Here is a 17,096-nt window from a genome sequence, read left to right as displayed (position 1 = left end):
GGAGCGGGCCCAGTTCGGGGGATTCACCTACGACGTCAACATGGGGCTTCTGCAGCTGGTGCTGTGAGCCCGCGAGCGTGGCTCGGTCCGAATGATCGGACCGATCCCCGCTCCTTGCGTTGAGTCTGAGCGAACGGGCCGGATCAGACCGCCTTGCCCGTGACGGAGACGGCGATGTTGCCGCGGGTCGCCTTGCTGTAGGGGCACATCTCGTGAGCCTGCTCGGTCAGCCGCTGCGCGGTCGCCTCGTCGACACCGGGGATGCTGGCGACCAGGTCGACCGCCAGGTCGACGTCGACGTCGGTCTCGCCGAACTTGACGTCGGCGGTGACCGTGGACTCGGAGGTGTCCAGGTCCTCCTTGGAGGCTACGGCGTTGAGGGCCCCGCCGAAGCAGGCGGCGTAGCCGGCGGCAAACAGCGTCTCGGGGTTGGCTTTGCCGCTGCCGGGCTTGCCGAGCTCGACGTCGACGGTCCCGTCCTCGCTGGTCGTGCGTCCGCCGCGGCCTCCGCCGGCGGTGGCGGCCGTGGTGTAGGCGACCTTGTTGAGCTGCTTCATGTACTGGTCCTTCCGTCGGGGACTGCTTCCGTGGGCGGCAACAGGGCCGACCCGGCCCCCATTCCGCGGCAGACGCGGGCCTGGAGGGCGGGAACCTGACCGGAGCGCGGGGCCTTTGCTGGCGGACCGGTGCATACGGTGACACTCGGCATCGGATGCAACGCTCAGCGCCGACATCCGGTGCATACGGTGACATTGGGCACCGTGTTCACGGCCGGGGGGTCCAAGGAAGGTCGGCCGCACCCGGCGCGGACTCTCCGTCACCCCCAGCGCCTTAGCCCACCTCCAGCGTCATACATGACGCTGGAGGTCACATCTTCTGGCTGGGGGTGGCGGTCAGGGAGAGGTGGGTGCGGACGGCGTGGGCCAGCCGGTCGGCATACCGCTCGGCCCGCTCGGCCGAGTCGGCCTCGACCATTACCCGGACCAACGGCTCGGTGCCGGACTTGCGCAGCAGCACCCGCCCGCCGTCGCCGAGCTCGGCCACCACGGCCCGGACCTCGTCCTGGACGGCCTCGTGCGTGTCGACCGCGGCCTTGTCGACGTCCCTGACGTTGACCAGCACCTGCGGCAGCCGGGTCATCACCGAGGCCAGCTGCGACAGCGGCTTACCCGCCGAGACCACCGCCGCCGCCAGCGCCAGCGCGGTCAGCATGCCGTCGCCCGTGGTGCCGTGGTCGAGCATGATCACGTGGCCGGACTGCTCCCCACCCAGCGACAGCCCCCGACGCCGCATCTCCTCCAGCACGTAGCGGTCTCCGACCGCCGTCTGCACGACACCGATGCCGTGCTCCTCCATGGCCCGTAGCAACCCCAGGTTGCTCATCACGGTGGCGACCAAGGTGTCCTCGCGCAGCTCGCCCCGGTCGTGCATCCCGACCGCGAGGATCGCCATGATCTGGTCGCCGTCCACGACCTGACCGTCGGCGTCGACGGCAAGGCAGCGGTCGGCGTCACCGTCCAGCGCCATCCCGAGGTCGGCGCCGCGGTCGAGCACGGCCTGCTGCAGCTGAGGCAGGAAGGTGGAGCCGTAGCCGTCGTTGATGTTGAGTCCGGTGGGGTCGCCGCCGATGACGTCCACGGTGGCCCCGGCCCGGCGGAACGCCTCCGGGCCCACCACGCTGGCGGCACCGTGCGCGGCGTCGATCACGACCCGCAGCCCGTCGAGGCGCACCGGGACGGCCTCCATCAGGTGCGAGAGGGAGAACTCCGCACCCTGCGGGAAGGGGCGGATCCGGCCCACCTCGGCGCCGGTGGGCCGCTCCCACTCGGTGTCCATCCGCTCGGCGATCCGGTCCTCCAGCGCGTCGGCCAGCTTGTGCCCGCCGGAGGCGAAGTACTTCAGCCCGTTGTCCGGCATCTCGTTGTGCGAGGCCGACAGCATGGCACCCATCTCGGCGGACAGCCGCTTGGTCAGGTAGGCGATGGCCGGGGTGGGCAGCACCCCGGCGTCGAGGACGTCGACCCCGGCCGAGGCCAGACCCGCCATGACCGCCGAGCCGAGGAACTCACCGGAGGCGCGGGGGTCGCGACCCACCACGGCCGTGGCTCGGCGACCGCCGAACGCTCCGCGCCCGCCCAGCTCGTGCGCCACCGCGACGGAGAGGTTGAGCGCCAGCTCGGCCGTGATGTCCCGGTTGGCCAGTCCGCGCACCCCGTCGGTGCCGAAGAGTCGTCCCATGTGTGTGGTCCTCGCTTGTCGTCCAGGTCGGGCGCCGTGGCCGACCCGGGTCGCTGGGGGGCTGTGCATCAGCCCCACCGGGCAGTATGTCGCACGCGTGTGGCCAGGCCCCGGCCTCCCTGGTGGGAGGTCGAGGCCTGGCGGGCAGCGAGTGGTCAGCGCTTGCTGTACTGCGGAGCCTTGCGGGCCTTCTTCAGACCGGCCTTCTTGCGCTCCGGGACGCGGGCGTCGCGGGACAGCAGACCGGCCTTCTTCAGCGCCGGACGGTTGAGCTCCTCGTCGACCCCGTTAAGGGAGCGGGCCACACCCAGCCGAACCGCGCCGGCCTGACCCGAGGGGCCGCCACCGTGGACGCGCACGAGCACGTCATACGCGCCCTGCAGCTCCAACACGGCCAGCGGCTCGTTGACGATCTGCTGGTGGACCTTGTTGGGGAAGAAGCCCTCGAGGGTCTTGCCGTTGATCTTCCATTCGCCGGTGCCGGGGACGATCCGCACCCGGGCCACGGCCTGCTTGCGGCGACCGGTGCCGGCCCCGGGGACAGAGGCGCTGCTGCGCCGCTGCTCGGCGGTGGCGGAGGACGCCTCGGTCTCGCTGGTGTACTCGGTCAGCTCGACGTCGTCGGACTGAGCGTCGGTCTCGGTGGTGTGGGCGGTCATCTCATGAATCCTTACTGCGCGACCTGGGAGATCTCGTACGGGACCGGCTGCTGGGCCGTGTGCGGGTGGTCCGGGCCGGCGTAGACCTTGAGCTTGGACAGCTGCTGGCGGCCCAGGGAGTTTTTCGGGACCATCCCGCGGATGGCCTTCTCAACGGCCCGGGTCGGGTGCTTGGCCAGCATCTCCTCATACCCCATGGTCTTCAGCCCACCGGGGTAGCCGGAGTGCCGGTAGGCCTTCTTCTCGGCCAGCTTGGAGCCGGTCAACGCCACCTTGTCGGCATTGATAATGATGACGTGGTCGCCCATGTCCATGTGGGGGGCATAGGTGGTCTTGTGCTTGCCACGCAACAGGATCGCGGTCTGGGAGGCCAGGCGACCCAGCACGACGTCGGTGGCGTCGATGATGTGCCAGGAGCGGGTGATCTCGCCGGCCTTGGGTGAGTAGGTGCGCACGGTGCAACCTTCGTGAGTCGTTCGGATGGCAACAGCGTCCCATCTTACGGGCTGGCGCCGGGCCGCCCAAACTGGCATCTACGCAGGTCAGCAAGGGCGCAAGGGGCGGCATGACGCAGATCTGCCCGCTTGTGTGCACAATGATTGTGCACACAAGCAGTTGAGAGGAGGTCCTGGGGTATGTCGTCACCTGGCGTGCGCCACTCGGCGCTGCGGGTGCTCGCCCACCCGCTGCGCTCCCGGGTCCTGGCCGAGCTGCGGGTGCACGGACGGGCCACGGCCACCGAGCTGGCGGGCGCCCTGGACACGCACACCAGTGCGACGAGCTATCACCTGCGCCGCCTCGAGGAGGTCGGTCTGGTCCACGACACCGGCACCGGCACCGGTCGGCGGCGCATCTGGGAGGCCAGAGCGGAGCCGGCGCCGCGCCCGGACGCGAGCGAGGGACCACAGGACGAGGACGATGCCAGTGCGGCCCAGTGGCTGGCGCTGGACTACCTCGAGCACTTCGGTGAACGGGCCCGCGGCTGGGTGGAGCACCGTGCGCAGTGGCCGGCGCCCTGGCAGGTGGCGGGTCTGGAGGATCACCTGGTGCAGGTCAGCGCCGAGCAGCTCACCGCCTTGCGGGCCGAGCTGGTCGAGGTGCTGGAGCGCTACCGGCGGGTCGGTCAGGGCAACCCTGCGGCCAAGCGGGTCGTGGTCTACACCTGTGCTCTGCCCATCGACGCGTCGCCCCGCACGGGTCCGAGACCGGACCCGGGTGCCGCGAGCCCGTAGTCGCGATCGAGCCGGGCCAGCTGCGCCCGGACCAGCGACTGCATCGGAGAGCCGGTCGGCAGCAGCCGGCGCTGGGCCGCCCACATCTCGTAGTCGTCGTCGCCCCAGGAGCTGCGCGTCCACACCGCCATCAGATCGACGCGACCGCTGCGCAGCACGGCGTGGCGCAACTCCTCCTGCAGCTGGGCCCGGACGTCCTCGATGCCCGGCGCCACCGAGTGCGGCAGCACCGGCCCGACGTAGTCCCGCAGCGCCCATCCCACGTCGCCGGCGGCCAGGTGGGCCTGCACGGCATGCCAGTCACCCGCCATACCCGCGTCCAGCCGGTAGGGCCGAGAGGCCAGCACCTCCTCGCCGAGCAGGCGCCGGAGCCGGTTGAGCTCCGCGCGGACCGTCGAGCCGGTGACGTCGCGGGAGTAGAGCAGCAGGGCCAGCTCCTCGCCGCTGAGTCCTCGCGGAGCTCCCGCCAACAGGAGGAGGATCTCGGTATGGCGGGGGCTGAGCATCAGGGCCCGATCCCCCCGCCGCAGCACCCCCTCCCGGCGGCCGAGCACCTGGAGCTGGAAGCTGTCGGACGACGGGCCGCCCGGCCGCATCTGCTCCGGGTGGCCACCCGACATAACGCTCGTTGGGGCGGCTAGGCGCTGCCGGGCCAGCTCGGTCTCGGCGAGCCGCGCGGCCGCGCGGACCATGGCAAGGGTCTGCGGGACGGCGACGTCGAGGCCACCGGTGATGTCGAGCACGCCGATGACGGAGCCCGACCCGGGGTCGTGGATGGGACTGGCCGAGCAGTTGAACGGCCGCAGGGCCGATCGGTAGTGATCCTCACCGTTGACCACCAGCGGGCGGCCCAGGGCCAGCGCGGTGCCCGGCGCATTGGTTCCGGAGAGCCGCTCGTCCCAGTTCGCACCCTCGACGAAGCCCACCGCCTCCGCCTGCCGTAGGGCGCTCGAGGCGCCACTGACCCACAACAGCTGACCGGCCTCGTCGCTCAGGGCCAGCAGCGCCCCGCAGCCCCGGGCGGCCTGGCCGAGCACCTCCTCCAGCAAGGGGTACACGGTCGACAGCGGGTGCGACCGCCGGTGCTCCAGCAGGTCCTTCCGGGAGAGTGTCAGGGTCGGCTCGACGGAGTCGACATCCACACCAGCGGCAGCCGAGCGACACCAGGAGTCGACGACCTCGCGGCGGGCGGTGGGAAGCATGTCGTCAGTAGAGCGCGCAGGAGGTCCCGGATGCAAGCGCTTGCGACCATCTCGTTGCAACGTGTCTGCAACCTTCCCTGTCGTAGCGTGCTCCGCACGTCCCCCTGGCGGTGTTGACCACGGGCCCGGATCCCTGCTCCAGGGGTCCGGGCCCGTCTCATGGCAGCGCGGTGGGTCAGTCGTTGTCGGCGACACCGCCGTCGGCCGGCTCGACCACACCGCGCGGTGGGCACTTGTCCTGACCCGGCCCCGTCAAGCACTGGTCGGGCACCGTGGACGTCTTCGGTGCCGCACCCGTGGTCTCGAACACGGCCACCGTGTAGGCGGGGACCGTGGCGGTCGCCGCGGCCGCATCCCAGGTCGCCTGCTTGACCACCTCGTCGGCGCCGTCGGCCTGCACGTCCGAGAGAGTCCACTGCTGCATCCGCAGATCGGGCACGGCCTGCTCGACCGTCTCATCCGAAGAGTTGAAGACGACCAGCAAGCCGGTGCGGTCCGGATCGACATCGGCGCCCACGGTGTCGTCCAGGTGCATCACGATCACGTCCGGGCGGCCCTGGTTGGTGCCGGAGACCGGGAAGTCGACCTTGGCCTGGATCTGGGCGGCGTCCTCGAGCCTGAACAGCGGTGAGGAGTAGCGCAGCCGCAGCAGATCCTGTGCCGTGGCGCTGGCCTGCTCGATGTCGTCCGGGGCCGGCTTGAGGCTCGGGTCGCCAAGCAACGGCGCATGTAGGGCCACTTGTCCTCGTTGTCCGGGGCCGGGGGCAGGCCACGGCCGAAGCCGTTGTCGGTCATCGTGAAGTCGAGCAAGTTGAACCAGTCACCACTGTCGTAGGAGTTACGGTCCAGGCTCTTGCTGCGCAGCATGTCTGAGCCGGCGTGCCAGAACGAGACCCCCTGGCTCAGCGTCACCGTCGCCATCGACAGCGTGTTGAGGCGCACCCGGTCAGCCATCGGCAGGTCCTGCGGCAGCTTGAGGGTGAGGGAGTCGAACAACGTCTCGTTGTCGTGGGCGTCGACATAGTTGACCACCTCGGCGGGCTGCTCGGCATACGCCGCCGGGGAGCCGTTGTAGTCGATCTGCTCGCCGCTGAGCTGCGCACCGGTCTCCGCGCTGCGCAGGATGTAGTCGCGCAGGTTGCCGACCATGCCGATCTGGACCAGGTCGGTGTCGTGGGGGTTGTCCCCCAGGGAGCCGAAGCCCCGGGTGCCGGGATCCTCGTCGAACGGACCGCCACCCCGCACGGCGTCGCGCAGCCGGTCGTTGAAGGTGCCGATCTGCGTGCCGTGGAGCTGGCCCTGCACTGCCTGGTAGAACAGCGCGTTGTCGGCGACCTCGCCGAAGTTCCAGCCCTCGCCGTACAGCGTGACCTGACTGCCGTCCACGCCATCCTTGCTCACCGTGAGTTCGTCCAGCGCGGCCCGGATCGCCTCCATGTTGTCCCGGCTGTGGTGACCCATCAGGTCGAACCGGAAGCCGTCCACCTTGTAGTCGCTGGCCCACAGCACCACCGAGTCGACCATCAGCTTCTGCGCCATCGCGTGCTCGGTGGCGATGTTCTGGCAGCACGTCGAGGTCTCGACCTCGCCGACCGCGTTGAGCCGGTGGTAGTAGCCCGGCACCACCTTGTCGAACACCGACTTCTCACTCTGCCCCGACTGCGCCGTGTGGTTGAACACCTGGTCCAGCACCACCCGCAGGCCGGCGTCGTGCAGACCGCCCACCATGGTGCGGAACTCCGCAACCCGGGCGCCGCCGTCGGCCGCCTGGGTGGTGGAGGCGTAGGAGCCCTCCGGAGCCGAGAAGTGCCACGGGTCGTAGCCCCAGTTGAACGCGTCCTGCCCGGCGATCTCCCGGACGCACGCCTGCTGCTCCTCGCTGTCGGGCGGCAGAGACTCCAGGTCGCACGGCGGCGCAGGCACTGCGGCGCGATCCGCGGTGTCCTCGGGGATCGAGGCGATGTCGAACGTCGGCAGCAGGTGCACCGTGTTGAGACCGGCCTGCGCCAGCTGCTCCAGGTGGCGTCGGCCGTAGCCGTCCTGGGCGAAGGCCAGGTAGGACCCGCGCAGCTCATCCGGCACGTCCGGGTCGTTGACGGAGAAGTCGCGCACGTGCAGCTCGTAGATGCTCTGGTCGACCTCCTGCGCCAGCTCCGGCGGCGTCGCCGTGCGCCACAGGTCGGGCTGCCAGGCGGTGCTGGCTAGGTCGACCAGCACGGACCGGGTGGAGTTGAGGGTCAGTGCCACCGAGTAGGGGTCGGTGACCAGGTTGGTCTCGACCGCACCGGTCTCGGGCACAAAGACCGTGACCGCATACAGGTAGCGGCTGCCGTCCCAGGACTGCTGACCGCGCACGCTCCACGAGCCGTCCTTGCCCCGGCTCATCGCGACCCGCTGGGCCTGGTCGAGCGGCGCGTCCGCGGCGGCGTCGGCCGGCCAGCGCAGCAGCTCGACCTGCTGGGCGGTGGGGGCCCACACGCTCAGCTGCGGCTTGCTCCCCTTCCAGGTCGGGCCGTATGCCGTGTCGGCGGCGGCGTCGGCGTAGAGGTCGTCCAGCACACCGGGGATCTGCACCCCGGTGGCATCCACGACCCGGCCCAGGTCGTCGTAGGTGGCCACGGCCACCTGACCGGTCAGCAGGTCACCGGCCCGCTTGGCGACCTTGTCGTCCAAACGCAGCGCAAGGTATGCCTCCACTCTCGGGTAGTCCTGCACCACCTCGGCGGGCAGCCCGTCGGGGTCGTAGGTCAGTGCGTAGGAGTCGCCTCCGGTGACTGCCTCGGCATCGACGACCAGGCCCCCGTCCGGCGCGACGTGCAACCGCCAGGACTTCAGCTCCGGGTCCTCCACCGCGGGCACGGCCAGCAGACCGCTGCGCAGCCAGTAGGCCCTGGGGGTGCTCAGGTCCGGGGCAAGCCCCGCCTGCGAGGTGTTGACCGAGATCTGATGGGTGTCCAGCACGTAGTCGATGGTCACCACGACCCCGTCGGAGGGCACGGAGAAGCCCACGTTGGCACCGTCGCGCTCCCCATCGGCGCCGTAGTTCTCGTCCCAGGACAGGTCATGGGCCACTTTGAACTCGTAGTTGCCGGCCGGGATCTGCGTGGAGGACCACGAGTAGGTGCCGTCGCCGTCCGGGTCCTGCAGCCACGGCCGCATGCAGTCCGGCATCCAGTCCCCGGGGCAGCCGAGCTCGTCCTGGTAGCTGCCCGGTGCGGTCAGGATCGGTCCCTGCGCGTCGCTGGTCACCCAGTGCGTGGCGTGGTCGTAGTAGAAGCTGACCTGGCCGCCGGGCGCCGTGTAGCCGATGTCGCCACCGCCCGGCACCGCACCCGCGCCGTAGTTCTCGTCCCAGGACCGGTTGATGGCGGCCTTGTAGGCGTAGTCACCCGCGGGTATGTCGTAGCTGCCCTTCCAGATCATGTCCTTGGCGTCCAGGCTCAGCTGGGCCTGGTCGCACTCGGGCTGCCAGTCGCCGGGGCAGCCCATCTCGGAGTTGTGGTTGCCGGGCACGGAGACCGACTCCGGCTGCTCGACAGGCCCGATCGGACCGCCGCCGCCCCCGCCGCCACCGGTGGTCGGCTCACCGACCACGCCGTAGGAGCTGGCCGCCGACAGGTTGCGGCTGGAGTCCTGCAGGACGGCGCGGTACTCCAGCAAGGTGCCGTCCGGCATACCGGACACGTCGTGGAAGACCCGGTAGGGGGCGTTGTCGTCGGTGCCCAGCAGCGCCCACTCCTGGGTGCCCACCGGCCGATAGGCGAAACTGACGTCCACGAAGGCGTTGGCGGGCACGGCAGCCGCGATCTCCGCCCGACCACCGACGACCGATCCGGCCGACGGTTGGGTCAGATAGACCGCCGGGGCCTCCTTGCGGGGCTTCAGCGCGGTGCCGGCCTGGTAGACCTGCGTCGACAGGGGCGCGACCTGTACGTCGAGGTGACCCTCCGCGTCGGTCTTGAGCTTCGCGTCGTCACCGTGCACGGCGGTGAACTGTGTCTTGGCGCTGTAGGTCGGCACCGACGCCGACTGCTCCTGCGCCGAGTTGTTGGTCACCACGGCGTACTCGACCTGCTCCTGGTCCGCGATCCGGCTGAAGGCGTAGAGCCCCTCGTCCGCGGAGGCGTAGCGGTGGATCTGTGCTCCGTCGACCAGCGCCGGGTGCTCCGTGCGCAGCTGCGCCAGACCGGCGATCTGCTCATACAGCGTATGCGTGGTGTCGTAGCGCTCGCGGCTTCCGGACGGGCCGCCGAGCACCGGCTCCTGCGCGTACTGCTCGGTCTGGGTGGCGAACATGTCCTGCCGGGCGTCCTTGTCGCCGCCGGAGCCGATGAAGCCCTGCTCGTCGCCGTAGTAGACGACCGGCTGCCCGCGGGTGAGGAACATCAGCTCGTTGGACAGCTCGACCCGCGCCAACAGCTCGTCCTCGGCGTAGCCAGATCCGGCGAGCATCATCGCGGCCCGGCCCATGTCGTGGTTGCCGGTGAACGTCGGCAGCTGGTAGGCGTTGGAGTCGGTGTCGGTGTAGTAGTCGTCCTGGGCGTAGAAGTCGCGCAGCGAGGTGGTGGCCGCGCCCTTGGCGAAGTCCACCGACCGGGCCTGGAAGCCGAAGTCGATGACGGCCTGCACCTTGCCCGCGGTCGTGAAGGTCGACAGGTAGGCCGGGTCCGCGTCGTAGACCTCGCCGAACATGAAGAAGTCCTCGTTGTCCGTCCGCGCCGCCTCCAGCACCTGCGGGCTGAACTCCTGCCAGAACTCGATGTTGACGTGCTTCATCGTGTCGATCCGGAAGCCGTCGATGCCGAAGTCGGCCCACGTGGAGTAGATGTCGACCATGCCGTCGACGACCTCGGGCCGCTCGGTCCACAGGTCGTCCAGCCCGATGAAGTCGCCGTACTCGCTGGACTCTCCGGCGAAGGTGGAGTCGCCGCGGTTGTGGTAGAGCCGGGGGTCGTTGAGCCAGTCGGGCACCTTGACGCTCGCGTCAGCCTCGCTGTTGAAGACCGGTGTGTAGGGGAAGGAGGTCTCCGGGTCGACCTCGGGGAAGGTGTCGGTGCCGGCGTAGTCCTTGTCGTCGAAGACCTCGCCGCTTGCGTCGGTGTAGGGCTGCGCCTCCTTGGAGATGTAGGAGTACTCCCCCTCCGCGTAGTCGATGACGTCGGCGGTGTGGTTGGTGATGATGTCGAAGTAGACCTTCATGCCCCGCGCGTGCGCCTGGTCGATCAGCGCGCGCATCTCCGCATTGCTGCCCAGGTACGGGTCGATCTGGGTGAAGTCGGTGATCCAGTAGCCGTGGTAGCCGGCGCTGACGTCGTCGCCGGTACCCTGCACGGGACGGTTCTTGAACGACGGGGTCAGCCAGATCGCGGTGGTCCCCAGGCCCTCGATGTAGTCGAGCCGGTCGCTGATGCCGGCCAGGTCCCCGCCGTGGTAGAAGCCCTTGTCGGTGGGGTCGAAACCATGGTCCAGCCGGTCACCCTCGATTCCGCCGGTGTCGTTGGAGGAGTCGCCGTTGGCGAACCGGTCGGCCATCACGAAGTAGAACTGCTCCTCGGTGACCGGCGGGCGCAGCGAGTCACCGGCCAGCTCCGCATCGGCGTCGCCGACCGGTCCGGACAGCTCGGTCGGCATGACTCCGAGCGCTTGGGTCTCGGTGTCGAAGGAGAACTCCAGGCTGGCCGGTCCCTGCAGCACCAGCGGCACGTTGTCGGCGGGATAGGCCTCGTCGAAGGTGCCGTTCAGGGCCACCTTGTACTCGAACGACCCCTCGGGGACGTCGAACACCCCGGAGTATGCGGTGTCGCTGCCCTCGACGGGAGTCAACGCGGTGTCGGGGCAGGCCGGGTCCCAGTCCTCGGTGCAGCCCAGCTCGTGCTGCAGACTGCCCACGAGGGTGACGGTAGGGGCGGTGACCTGCGTCGGGAGGGTGGGGGTCGCCGTCGTGACGGTGGCTGCCGGGGCCGCCCCGGTCGCGATCAGCGTGGCTCCGGCGAGGGCGGCGATGAGTGGGCGCGTCATTGCGTCTCCAGGGTCGAGCGAATCAGGGGGTCAGCAGATCAGGATCAATCGTGACTTCCGTCACATTAGGGAAACACTGTCAGGAAGGCACCGGGAAATAGCAAATTCTTGCAGAATCGTGAGGTTCCTCACCTCAGCTGTGCCGCAGGCACCGGACCGCCCACGGCCGGGCCTCCAGGCGAGCCTTCAATATTTGCTCGCCACAGGTGTCGCACAGCCCGTAGCTGCCCTCGTCGAGCTTGACCAGCGCTCGCCGGACCTCACCCAGCACTGCTCCGAGCGTGTCGTGCGCGGTGACCGTGCTGAGCCGGTCCACCGCCATCGCCGTACCGTCCCCGATGCGCTTGCCGAAGCTGATGCTTCCCTGGTCCTGCTGCGGGCGGGTGAGCACCTCACGCGAGCTCACGAGCTCTGCTTCCTTGGCCAGCAGCACCTCACGCACCTCATCGACGTCACTCATCCGGTCAGCATCGCACGAGACAGGGAATCGACTCACGGCGGCGCCGGGCCCGGGTCTGCGGCAGAGGTCTGTCGATGCTCCCCCCTAACATCAGTAAGGACGGCGCGCAGCGTCGGCTGCACCACCTCACCAGGTCACCGCCACACCCACGCCGAGCCGAAGGGTCATCCCGTGCCGATCATCGAGGCGCACGACCTCGTCAAGACGTACTCCTCCCGATCGGGCACCGTGCACGCGCTCGCCGGGCTGGATCTCAGCGTCCCGGAGGGCAAGGTCAAGGGGTTGCTCGGACCCAACGGCGCAGGCAAGACGACCACAGTCAAGGTGCTCAACACGCTGATCAAGCCCGCCAGCGGGTCGGCGAGGGTCGATGGCATCGACGTGCTCAGCGACCCACAAGGGGTCCGCCGGATCATCGGCGCCTCCGGGCAGTACGCCGCGGTCGACGAGAACCTCACCGGTCTGGAGAACCTGGAGATGGTCGGCCGGCTCTACCACCTGGGCATTCGGCAGTCCCGGCGGCGGGCCCGCGAGCTGATCGAGGCGTTCGGGCTCACCGAGGCCGGCAACCGCCCGGTCAAGGGCTTCTCCGGCGGCATGCGCCGCCGGATCGACCTGGCGGGGGCCCTGGTCAACCAGCCACGCATCCTCTTCCTCGACGAGCCCACGACCGGGCTCGACCCCGCCAGCCGGATCGGGCTGTGGGAGACGATCAGCGACCTGGTGAAGGGCGGCACCACCGTGCTGCTGACCACCCAGTACCTCGAGGAGGCCGACTACCTCGCCGATCACATCTCGGTGATCGACCAGGGCAAGGTCATCGCGGAGGGCACCTCCGATGAGCTCAAGGCACAGGTCGGTGGGCACCGCGTCGTCATCGCTCTGGTCGACGCCGACGACAGCGAGCAGGCCCGGGCCGTCCTGCTGCGCCACGGCACCGCCGAGCCCGGCCTCAGCAGCGACCGCCGGGAGCTCGACGTCGCCGTCGAGCAGGGCCCGAAGGCGCTGCAGCAGGTGCTGGCAGACCTCGGATCGCAAGGCATCCGGCTGCACGACGCGGGCATGCGCCGACCCACGCTGGACGACGTCTTCCTGACCTTGACCGGTCACCGTGCCGAGGATCGCGCCGACCTCGACTCCGCCTCCGCCACCACGACCGCGACCCAGGAGCCCGTCCGATGAGCACCGTGACCGAGCCGGCACGACATACCCCCACCACACCCCTGCAACCCGAGGTCGTGGGGCCCGTCTCGACCTGGCTGGCCGACGGCTGGACGGTCACCTGGCGAAACCTCAGCAAGATCAAACGGTCCCCCGACATGCTGATCTTCGCCGTCCTCCAGCCGATCATGTTCGTGCTGCTCTTCTCTCAGGTCTACGGCGGCATCATCCAGATCGAGGGGTCTGACTACACCAACTTTCTGATGGCCGGCATCTTCGCCCAGACCGTGGTCTTCGGGTCGACGTTCTCCGGTGCCGCGATGGCCCAGGACCTCAAGGAGGGCCTGATCGACCGCTTCCGCACCCTGCCGATGAATCCGTCCGCCGTCCTCATCGGACGGACCAACTCCGACCTGGTGCTCAACGCCATCTCGATGGTGATCATGATCTGCACCGGCTTCGTGGTCGGGTGGCGATTCACCAACGGGGTCCCCTCGTTCCTGGCGGGGGTGGCCCTGCTGCTGTTGTTCTCCTACGCCTTCAGCTGGGTGATGGCCCTGCTCGGGATGGTTGTGCGGACTCCGGAGACGATCAACAACGCCTCCTTCATGATCCTGTTCCCGATTACGTTCATCTCCAACGCCTTCGTCCCGGCCGAGAGCCTGCCCAGACCACTGGAGATCTTCGCCAACTGGAACCCCGTGTCCGCGCTCGTCCAGTCTGCCCGCGACCTGTTCGGCAACACCCAGGCAGGAGTCATCCGCGACACCTTCCCGATCGAGCACCCGGTGATCACTGTCTTCATCGGCGTGACGCTCCTGCTGGTCGCCTTCGTGCCGCTGTGCATCCGGCAGTTCGCCCGCGCCAGCTCCCGCTGAGCGGACTCCTGCCTTCGGGGCTTCTAGCTCACCGGGGGCTCTCGTCGCGGCGACGGCGCGCCTCGCGGGCACGGTCGGCGACCTCGCCGTCCCCCGGGTACGTGATCTCCTCCAGGGTCAGCCCGCGGGCCGGCATCACCCGCACCGCCGGATGCCGCGCACCCGCTTCGCGCACCTGCACCGGCCACCCCACATCCTGTTTGCCCTCCCCGACGGGGACGACGGCCCCCACGAGCGCGCGCACCATGCTGTGGCAGAACGCGTCGGCGACGAATCTCCCGAGCACGACCCCGTCCTGCGCCCGCACCCAGGAGTGGTGCAGCAGCGTCCGGATCGTGGTCGCACCCTCCCGGCGGCGGCAGTATGCCGCGAAGTCGTGCAGCCCGAGCAACGAGCCGGCAGCCGCATCCATCGACCCCACGTCGAGGGCACCGCGATGCCAGACGGTGTCGTGCCGGCGCAGCGGGTCCCACGAGGACGGGTCGTCGCAGATCCGGTAGCTGTAGCGGCGGCTCAGCGCGGAGAATCTCGCGTCGAAGCCTGGCGGAGCGACCGACACCCCGCGGACCACCACGTCGGACGGGAGCAGTCCGCTCAGCCGCGCCACGGCTGAACGCTCCGGACTGCGAGCGCTGCGCCCGGGCAGAGCCTTGAAGACATCGACCGGCACGTCGAGATGCACGACGCTGCCCCGGGCGTGGACTCCGGCATCGGTCCGTCCGCCCACCTTCAGCCGAGGTGGTGCGGTGCGCAGCATCGTCCCCCACGCCGCCGCCAGCTCCTCCTCGACCGTGCGCAGACCGGGCTGCGCCGCCCACCCCGAGAAGTGCGTCCCGTCATACGCAACGTCGACCCGCAGCCGCAGCACGGACGGGTCGGCGGACACAGCAGGCAACGCTAACGTTTTGCTCGCGACTTTGCGCGGTCGCCCATCAGTCGGCATAACGGAGATACCCATCACGAGGGCCGCCCCACCATGATGGTGAAGCGGCCCTCATCTCACGCCGGTGCTGGAGGCGACCGGTGCAGTTCAGCTCTGCTCGTCGGCGTCTTCGCCGACCTCTTGAGCCTGCTCACCGCCTGCCGGCTCGAAGCCAGCAGCCGCCGCCTCCGCGGCGGTCCGGAACCACACCTCAGCCTCCGTCTGGTCGAACCACTGAGAGCCCTCCACGTGGTACTTCATCGAGTTCTTGTTGCCCTTGACGGAGTAGCCCGCGGGGGCCGAACCGTCCTCGTTGGGCTCTGCCGAACCGTCGTCGGACACGCCGTCGGTGGAGGTGGTGTTGGCTGCCTCGGTGGTGTCCTCGGTGACGGTCTCGTTGACCTCCACCGTCTCGGCGGGCGCAGCCGCGGTCGCGCCCTGCGCCTCGGCGGCCTCTACCTGCTCGATCTCCGCCTGGGCCACGTCGGACTCGTCAGCCGTAGCGGCGCTCCTGTCCTTGGCCGAACGCCGGGTGGCACCTTCGGCCTGCTCGACCACCTGCTTCTTGGCCATCGGCTCGCGCACGAGCTCGATCACGGCCATCGGCGCGTTGTCGCCCTTGCGCGGGGCGATCTTCACGATGCGGGTGTAGCCGCCGGGCCGCTGCGCCATGTCCGGCGCGATCTCGGTAAAGAGCCGGTGCACGACGCTCTTGTCCCGCACCGTGGCCATGACCCGGCGACGGTTGTGCAGATCGCCGCGCTTGGCGAAGGTCACCAGACGCTCGGCCAGCGGACGCAGCCGCTTGGCCTTGGCCTCGGTGGTGGTGATGCGGTCGTGCTCGAACAGGGCGGTGGCCAGGTTGGACAGGATCAGGCGCTCGTGCGCCGGACCGCCACCAAGGCGCGGGCCCTTCTTCGGGGTAGGCATGGTCGTTCCTCCTTCAGCGGATCAGTACTGCTCGTCCTCGACGAACGAGGTGTCACCCTCGTCGTCCCGGTCTTCTGAGTAGTCGGCCTGGCTCGGGTCGAACCCGGGGGGGCTGTCCTTGAGTGCCAGACCCATCTCGCCGAGCTTCTCCTTGACCTCGTCGATCGACTTGGCACCGAAGTTGCGGATGTCGAGCAAGTCGGCTTCGCTGCGCCCGACGAGCTCGCCCACGGTGTGGATGCCCTCGCGCTTGAGGCAGTTGTAGGACCGGACCGTCAGGTCGAGGTCCTCGATCGGCAGTGCCAGGTCGGAGGCGAGCGCCGCATTACCGACCGACGGGCCGATCTCGATGCCCTCCGCCTCGACGTTGAGCTCCCGGGCCAGGCCGAAGAGCTCGACCAGGGTGCGCCCGGCTGAGGCCATCGCGTCGCGCGGGGCCATCGAGCTCTTGGTCTCGACGTCGAGGACGAGCCGGTCGAAGTCGGTGCGCTGCTCCACACGGGTCGCCTCGACCTTGTAGGTCACGGCCAGCACCGGGGAGTAGATGGAGTCGACCGGGATGCGCCCGATCTCCTGCTCGATCGACTTGTTGAGCTGGGCGGAGACGTAGCCGCGACCGCGCTCGACCGTCATCTCCATCTCGACCTTGCCGGTGTCGTTGAGCGTGGCGATGTGCAGGTCGTGGTTGTGGACCTCCACGCCGGCCGGCGGGGCGATGTCCGCGGCGGTGACGGCTCCGGCGCCCTGCTTGCGCAGGTACATCACGACCGGCTCGTCGTGCTCGCTGGAGACGACCAGGCTCTTGAGGTTGAGGATGATCTCGGTGACGTCCTCCTTGACCCCGGGGATCGTGGAGAACTCGTGCAGCACGCCGTCGATCCGGATGCTGGTCAGGGAGGCGCCGGGGATGCTGGAGAGCAGGGTGCGGCGCAGGGAGTTGCCGAGGGTGTAGCCGAAGCCGGGCTCCAGGGGCTCAATGGTGAACCGGGAGCGCGCCTCGGTGACGATCTCCTCGGAGAGGGTGGGACGCTGAGCGATCAGCACGGTGTTTCTTCCTTTCCACAGGCGCCCGCTATATGACGCCGGTGATGCGCAAGCCCAAGGCCTGCACGACAGGCCGACTCTGTCTTCGGCGCTGCCGGTGCTGCGGTATGTCGTGCCCTCTTCTCCGCCCCCAGCCGGAAAGTCGACCTGCAGCGTCTTACATGACGCTGGAGGTGCCACTTTGTGGCTGGGGGTGCGGGGTGTTGGGGGGTCGTGCACCCAACCGGACCGAAGCGCAGTTGGGCGGTCGTGCACCCAACCGGACCGAAGCGCAGTTGGGGGGCAGTCGGGGGGCGGGGGCCCCCCACCAGGTGGCCCTTGGGGGGGAGCTCCCCGGCTCGATTTGCGGGGG

Annotated in this window: 13 protein-coding genes and 1 pseudogene; 3 read left to right on the top strand and 11 right to left on the bottom strand. The window is 69.4% G+C overall.

The annotated features are described in order from the left end of the window. Positions 1-143: 143 nt before the first annotated feature. The 4 genes from ACR2FV_RS15300 to rplM form a co-directional block, all read right to left on the bottom strand. Positions 144-557: an Ohr family peroxiredoxin gene (locus ACR2FV_RS15300; RefSeq protein WP_434016562.1), complete on the bottom strand. Its 414-nt coding sequence runs from the start codon at positions 555-557 to the stop codon at positions 144-146. A gap of 310 nt (positions 558-867) precedes the next feature. Continuing rightward, positions 868-2,238 carry a phosphoglucosamine mutase gene (gene glmM / locus ACR2FV_RS15295; RefSeq protein ID WP_434016561.1) on the bottom strand — a complete coding sequence of 457 codons (1,371 nt, stop codon included), beginning with the start codon at positions 2,236-2,238 and terminating at the stop codon, positions 868-870. A 155-nt stretch (positions 2,239-2,393) separates the two neighbouring features. Continuing rightward, on the bottom strand, positions 2,394-2,897 hold the full coding sequence (gene rpsI / locus ACR2FV_RS15290) for a 30S ribosomal protein S9 (protein WP_434016560.1): 504 nt from the start codon (positions 2,895-2,897) through the stop codon (positions 2,394-2,396). Between the two features lie 11 nt (positions 2,898-2,908). Next, on the bottom strand, positions 2,909-3,352 hold the full coding sequence (rplM, locus tag ACR2FV_RS15285; protein ID WP_434016559.1) for a 50S ribosomal protein L13: 444 nt from the start codon (positions 3,350-3,352) through the stop codon (positions 2,909-2,911). A gap of 180 nt (positions 3,353-3,532) precedes the next feature. Between rplM and ACR2FV_RS15280 the strand changes: the two genes are divergently transcribed. Beyond that, complete coding sequence (locus ACR2FV_RS15280) at positions 3,533-4,129, top strand: ArsR/SmtB family transcription factor (RefSeq protein WP_434016558.1); 597 nt, start codon at positions 3,533-3,535, stop codon at positions 4,127-4,129. On the opposite strand, the gene ACR2FV_RS15275 is transcribed toward ACR2FV_RS15280, so the two are convergent. The 4 genes and pseudogenes from ACR2FV_RS15275 to ACR2FV_RS15260 form a co-directional block, all read right to left on the bottom strand. Next, positions 4,054-5,331, bottom strand: coding sequence for a GAF domain-containing protein (locus ACR2FV_RS15275; protein ID WP_434016557.1), 1,278 nt, complete (start codon positions 5,329-5,331; stop codon positions 4,054-4,056). The genes ACR2FV_RS15280 and ACR2FV_RS15275 overlap by 76 nt on opposite strands. Positions 5,332-5,506: 175 nt before the next feature. Continuing rightward, on the bottom strand, positions 5,507-6,070 hold the full coding sequence (locus ACR2FV_RS15270; protein WP_434016556.1) for an alpha-1,6-glucosidase domain-containing protein: 564 nt from the start codon (positions 6,068-6,070) through the stop codon (positions 5,507-5,509). Between the two features lie 11 nt (positions 6,071-6,081). Further along, positions 6,082-11,349: pseudogene (gene pulA / locus ACR2FV_RS15265) on the bottom strand (pullulanase-type alpha-1,6-glucosidase); the annotation flags it as partial. Between the two features lie 133 nt (positions 11,350-11,482). Next, positions 11,483-11,809: a TraR/DksA family transcriptional regulator gene (locus ACR2FV_RS15260; protein ID WP_434016555.1), complete on the bottom strand. Its 327-nt coding sequence runs from the start codon at positions 11,807-11,809 to the stop codon at positions 11,483-11,485. A gap of 171 nt (positions 11,810-11,980) precedes the next feature. On the opposite strand from ACR2FV_RS15260, the gene ACR2FV_RS15255 reads away from it, so the two are divergent. Both ACR2FV_RS15255 and ACR2FV_RS15250 read left to right on the top strand, forming a co-directional pair. Further along, the gene (locus tag ACR2FV_RS15255; RefSeq protein WP_434016554.1) at positions 11,981-12,991 is read left to right on the top strand and encodes an ATP-binding cassette domain-containing protein; all 1,011 of its coding nucleotides are present in this window, start codon (positions 11,981-11,983) and stop codon (positions 12,989-12,991) included. Beyond that, a complete protein-coding gene (locus ACR2FV_RS15250) occupies positions 12,988-13,848 on the top strand; it encodes an ABC transporter permease (protein ID WP_434016553.1) in 861 nt (286 codons plus the stop codon). Before ACR2FV_RS15255 ends, ACR2FV_RS15250 begins: the two co-directional genes overlap by 4 nt. A gap of 28 nt (positions 13,849-13,876) precedes the next feature. Here ACR2FV_RS15250 and ACR2FV_RS15245 read toward each other — a convergent pair whose 3' ends face one another. The 3 genes from ACR2FV_RS15245 to ACR2FV_RS15235 form a co-directional block, all read right to left on the bottom strand. After that, a complete protein-coding gene (locus ACR2FV_RS15245) occupies positions 13,877-14,734 on the bottom strand; it encodes a tRNA pseudouridine synthase A (protein WP_434016552.1) in 858 nt (285 codons plus the stop codon). Positions 14,735-14,878: 144 nt separating this feature from the next. Further along, positions 14,879-15,700, bottom strand: coding sequence for a 50S ribosomal protein L17, sunset domain variant (gene rplQ, locus ACR2FV_RS15240; protein ID WP_434016551.1), 822 nt, complete (start codon positions 15,698-15,700; stop codon positions 14,879-14,881). A gap of 21 nt (positions 15,701-15,721) precedes the next feature. Continuing rightward, positions 15,722-16,744: a DNA-directed RNA polymerase subunit alpha gene (locus tag ACR2FV_RS15235; RefSeq protein ID WP_434016550.1), complete on the bottom strand. Its 1,023-nt coding sequence runs from the start codon at positions 16,742-16,744 to the stop codon at positions 15,722-15,724. Positions 16,745-17,096 lie beyond the last annotated feature (352 nt).

It is taken from the genome of Ornithinimicrobium sp. (assembly GCF_051004135.1).
GTDB lineage: Bacteria > Actinomycetota > Actinomycetes > Actinomycetales > Dermatophilaceae > Ornithinicoccus.
Note: the sequence above shows the minus strand (reverse complement) of the source record. Positions and strands in the feature narration are given on the sequence as shown.

Coding starts and splice junctions, on each gene's coding strand:
- ACR2FV_RS15300 (WP_434016562.1), bottom strand. CDS start 557: ATGAAGCAGCTCAACAAGGTCGCCTACACCACGGCCGCCACCGCCGGC.
- glmM (WP_434016561.1), bottom strand. CDS start 2,238: ATGGGACGACTCTTCGGCACCGACGGGGTGCGCGGACTGGCCAACCGG.
- rpsI (WP_434016560.1), bottom strand. CDS start 2,897: ATGACCGCCCACACCACCGAGACCGACGCTCAGTCCGACGACGTCGAG.
- ACR2FV_RS15280 (WP_434016558.1), top strand. CDS start 3,533: ATGTCGTCACCTGGCGTGCGCCACTCGGCGCTGCGGGTGCTCGCCCAC.
- ACR2FV_RS15275 (WP_434016557.1), bottom strand. CDS start 5,331: ATGCTTCCCACCGCCCGCCGCGAGGTCGTCGACTCCTGGTGTCGCTCG.
- ACR2FV_RS15260 (WP_434016555.1), bottom strand. CDS start 11,809: ATGAGTGACGTCGATGAGGTGCGTGAGGTGCTGCTGGCCAAGGAAGCA.
- ACR2FV_RS15250 (WP_434016553.1), top strand. CDS start 12,988: ATGAGCACCGTGACCGAGCCGGCACGACATACCCCCACCACACCCCTG.
- rplQ (WP_434016551.1), bottom strand. CDS start 15,700: ATGCCTACCCCGAAGAAGGGCCCGCGCCTTGGTGGCGGTCCGGCGCAC.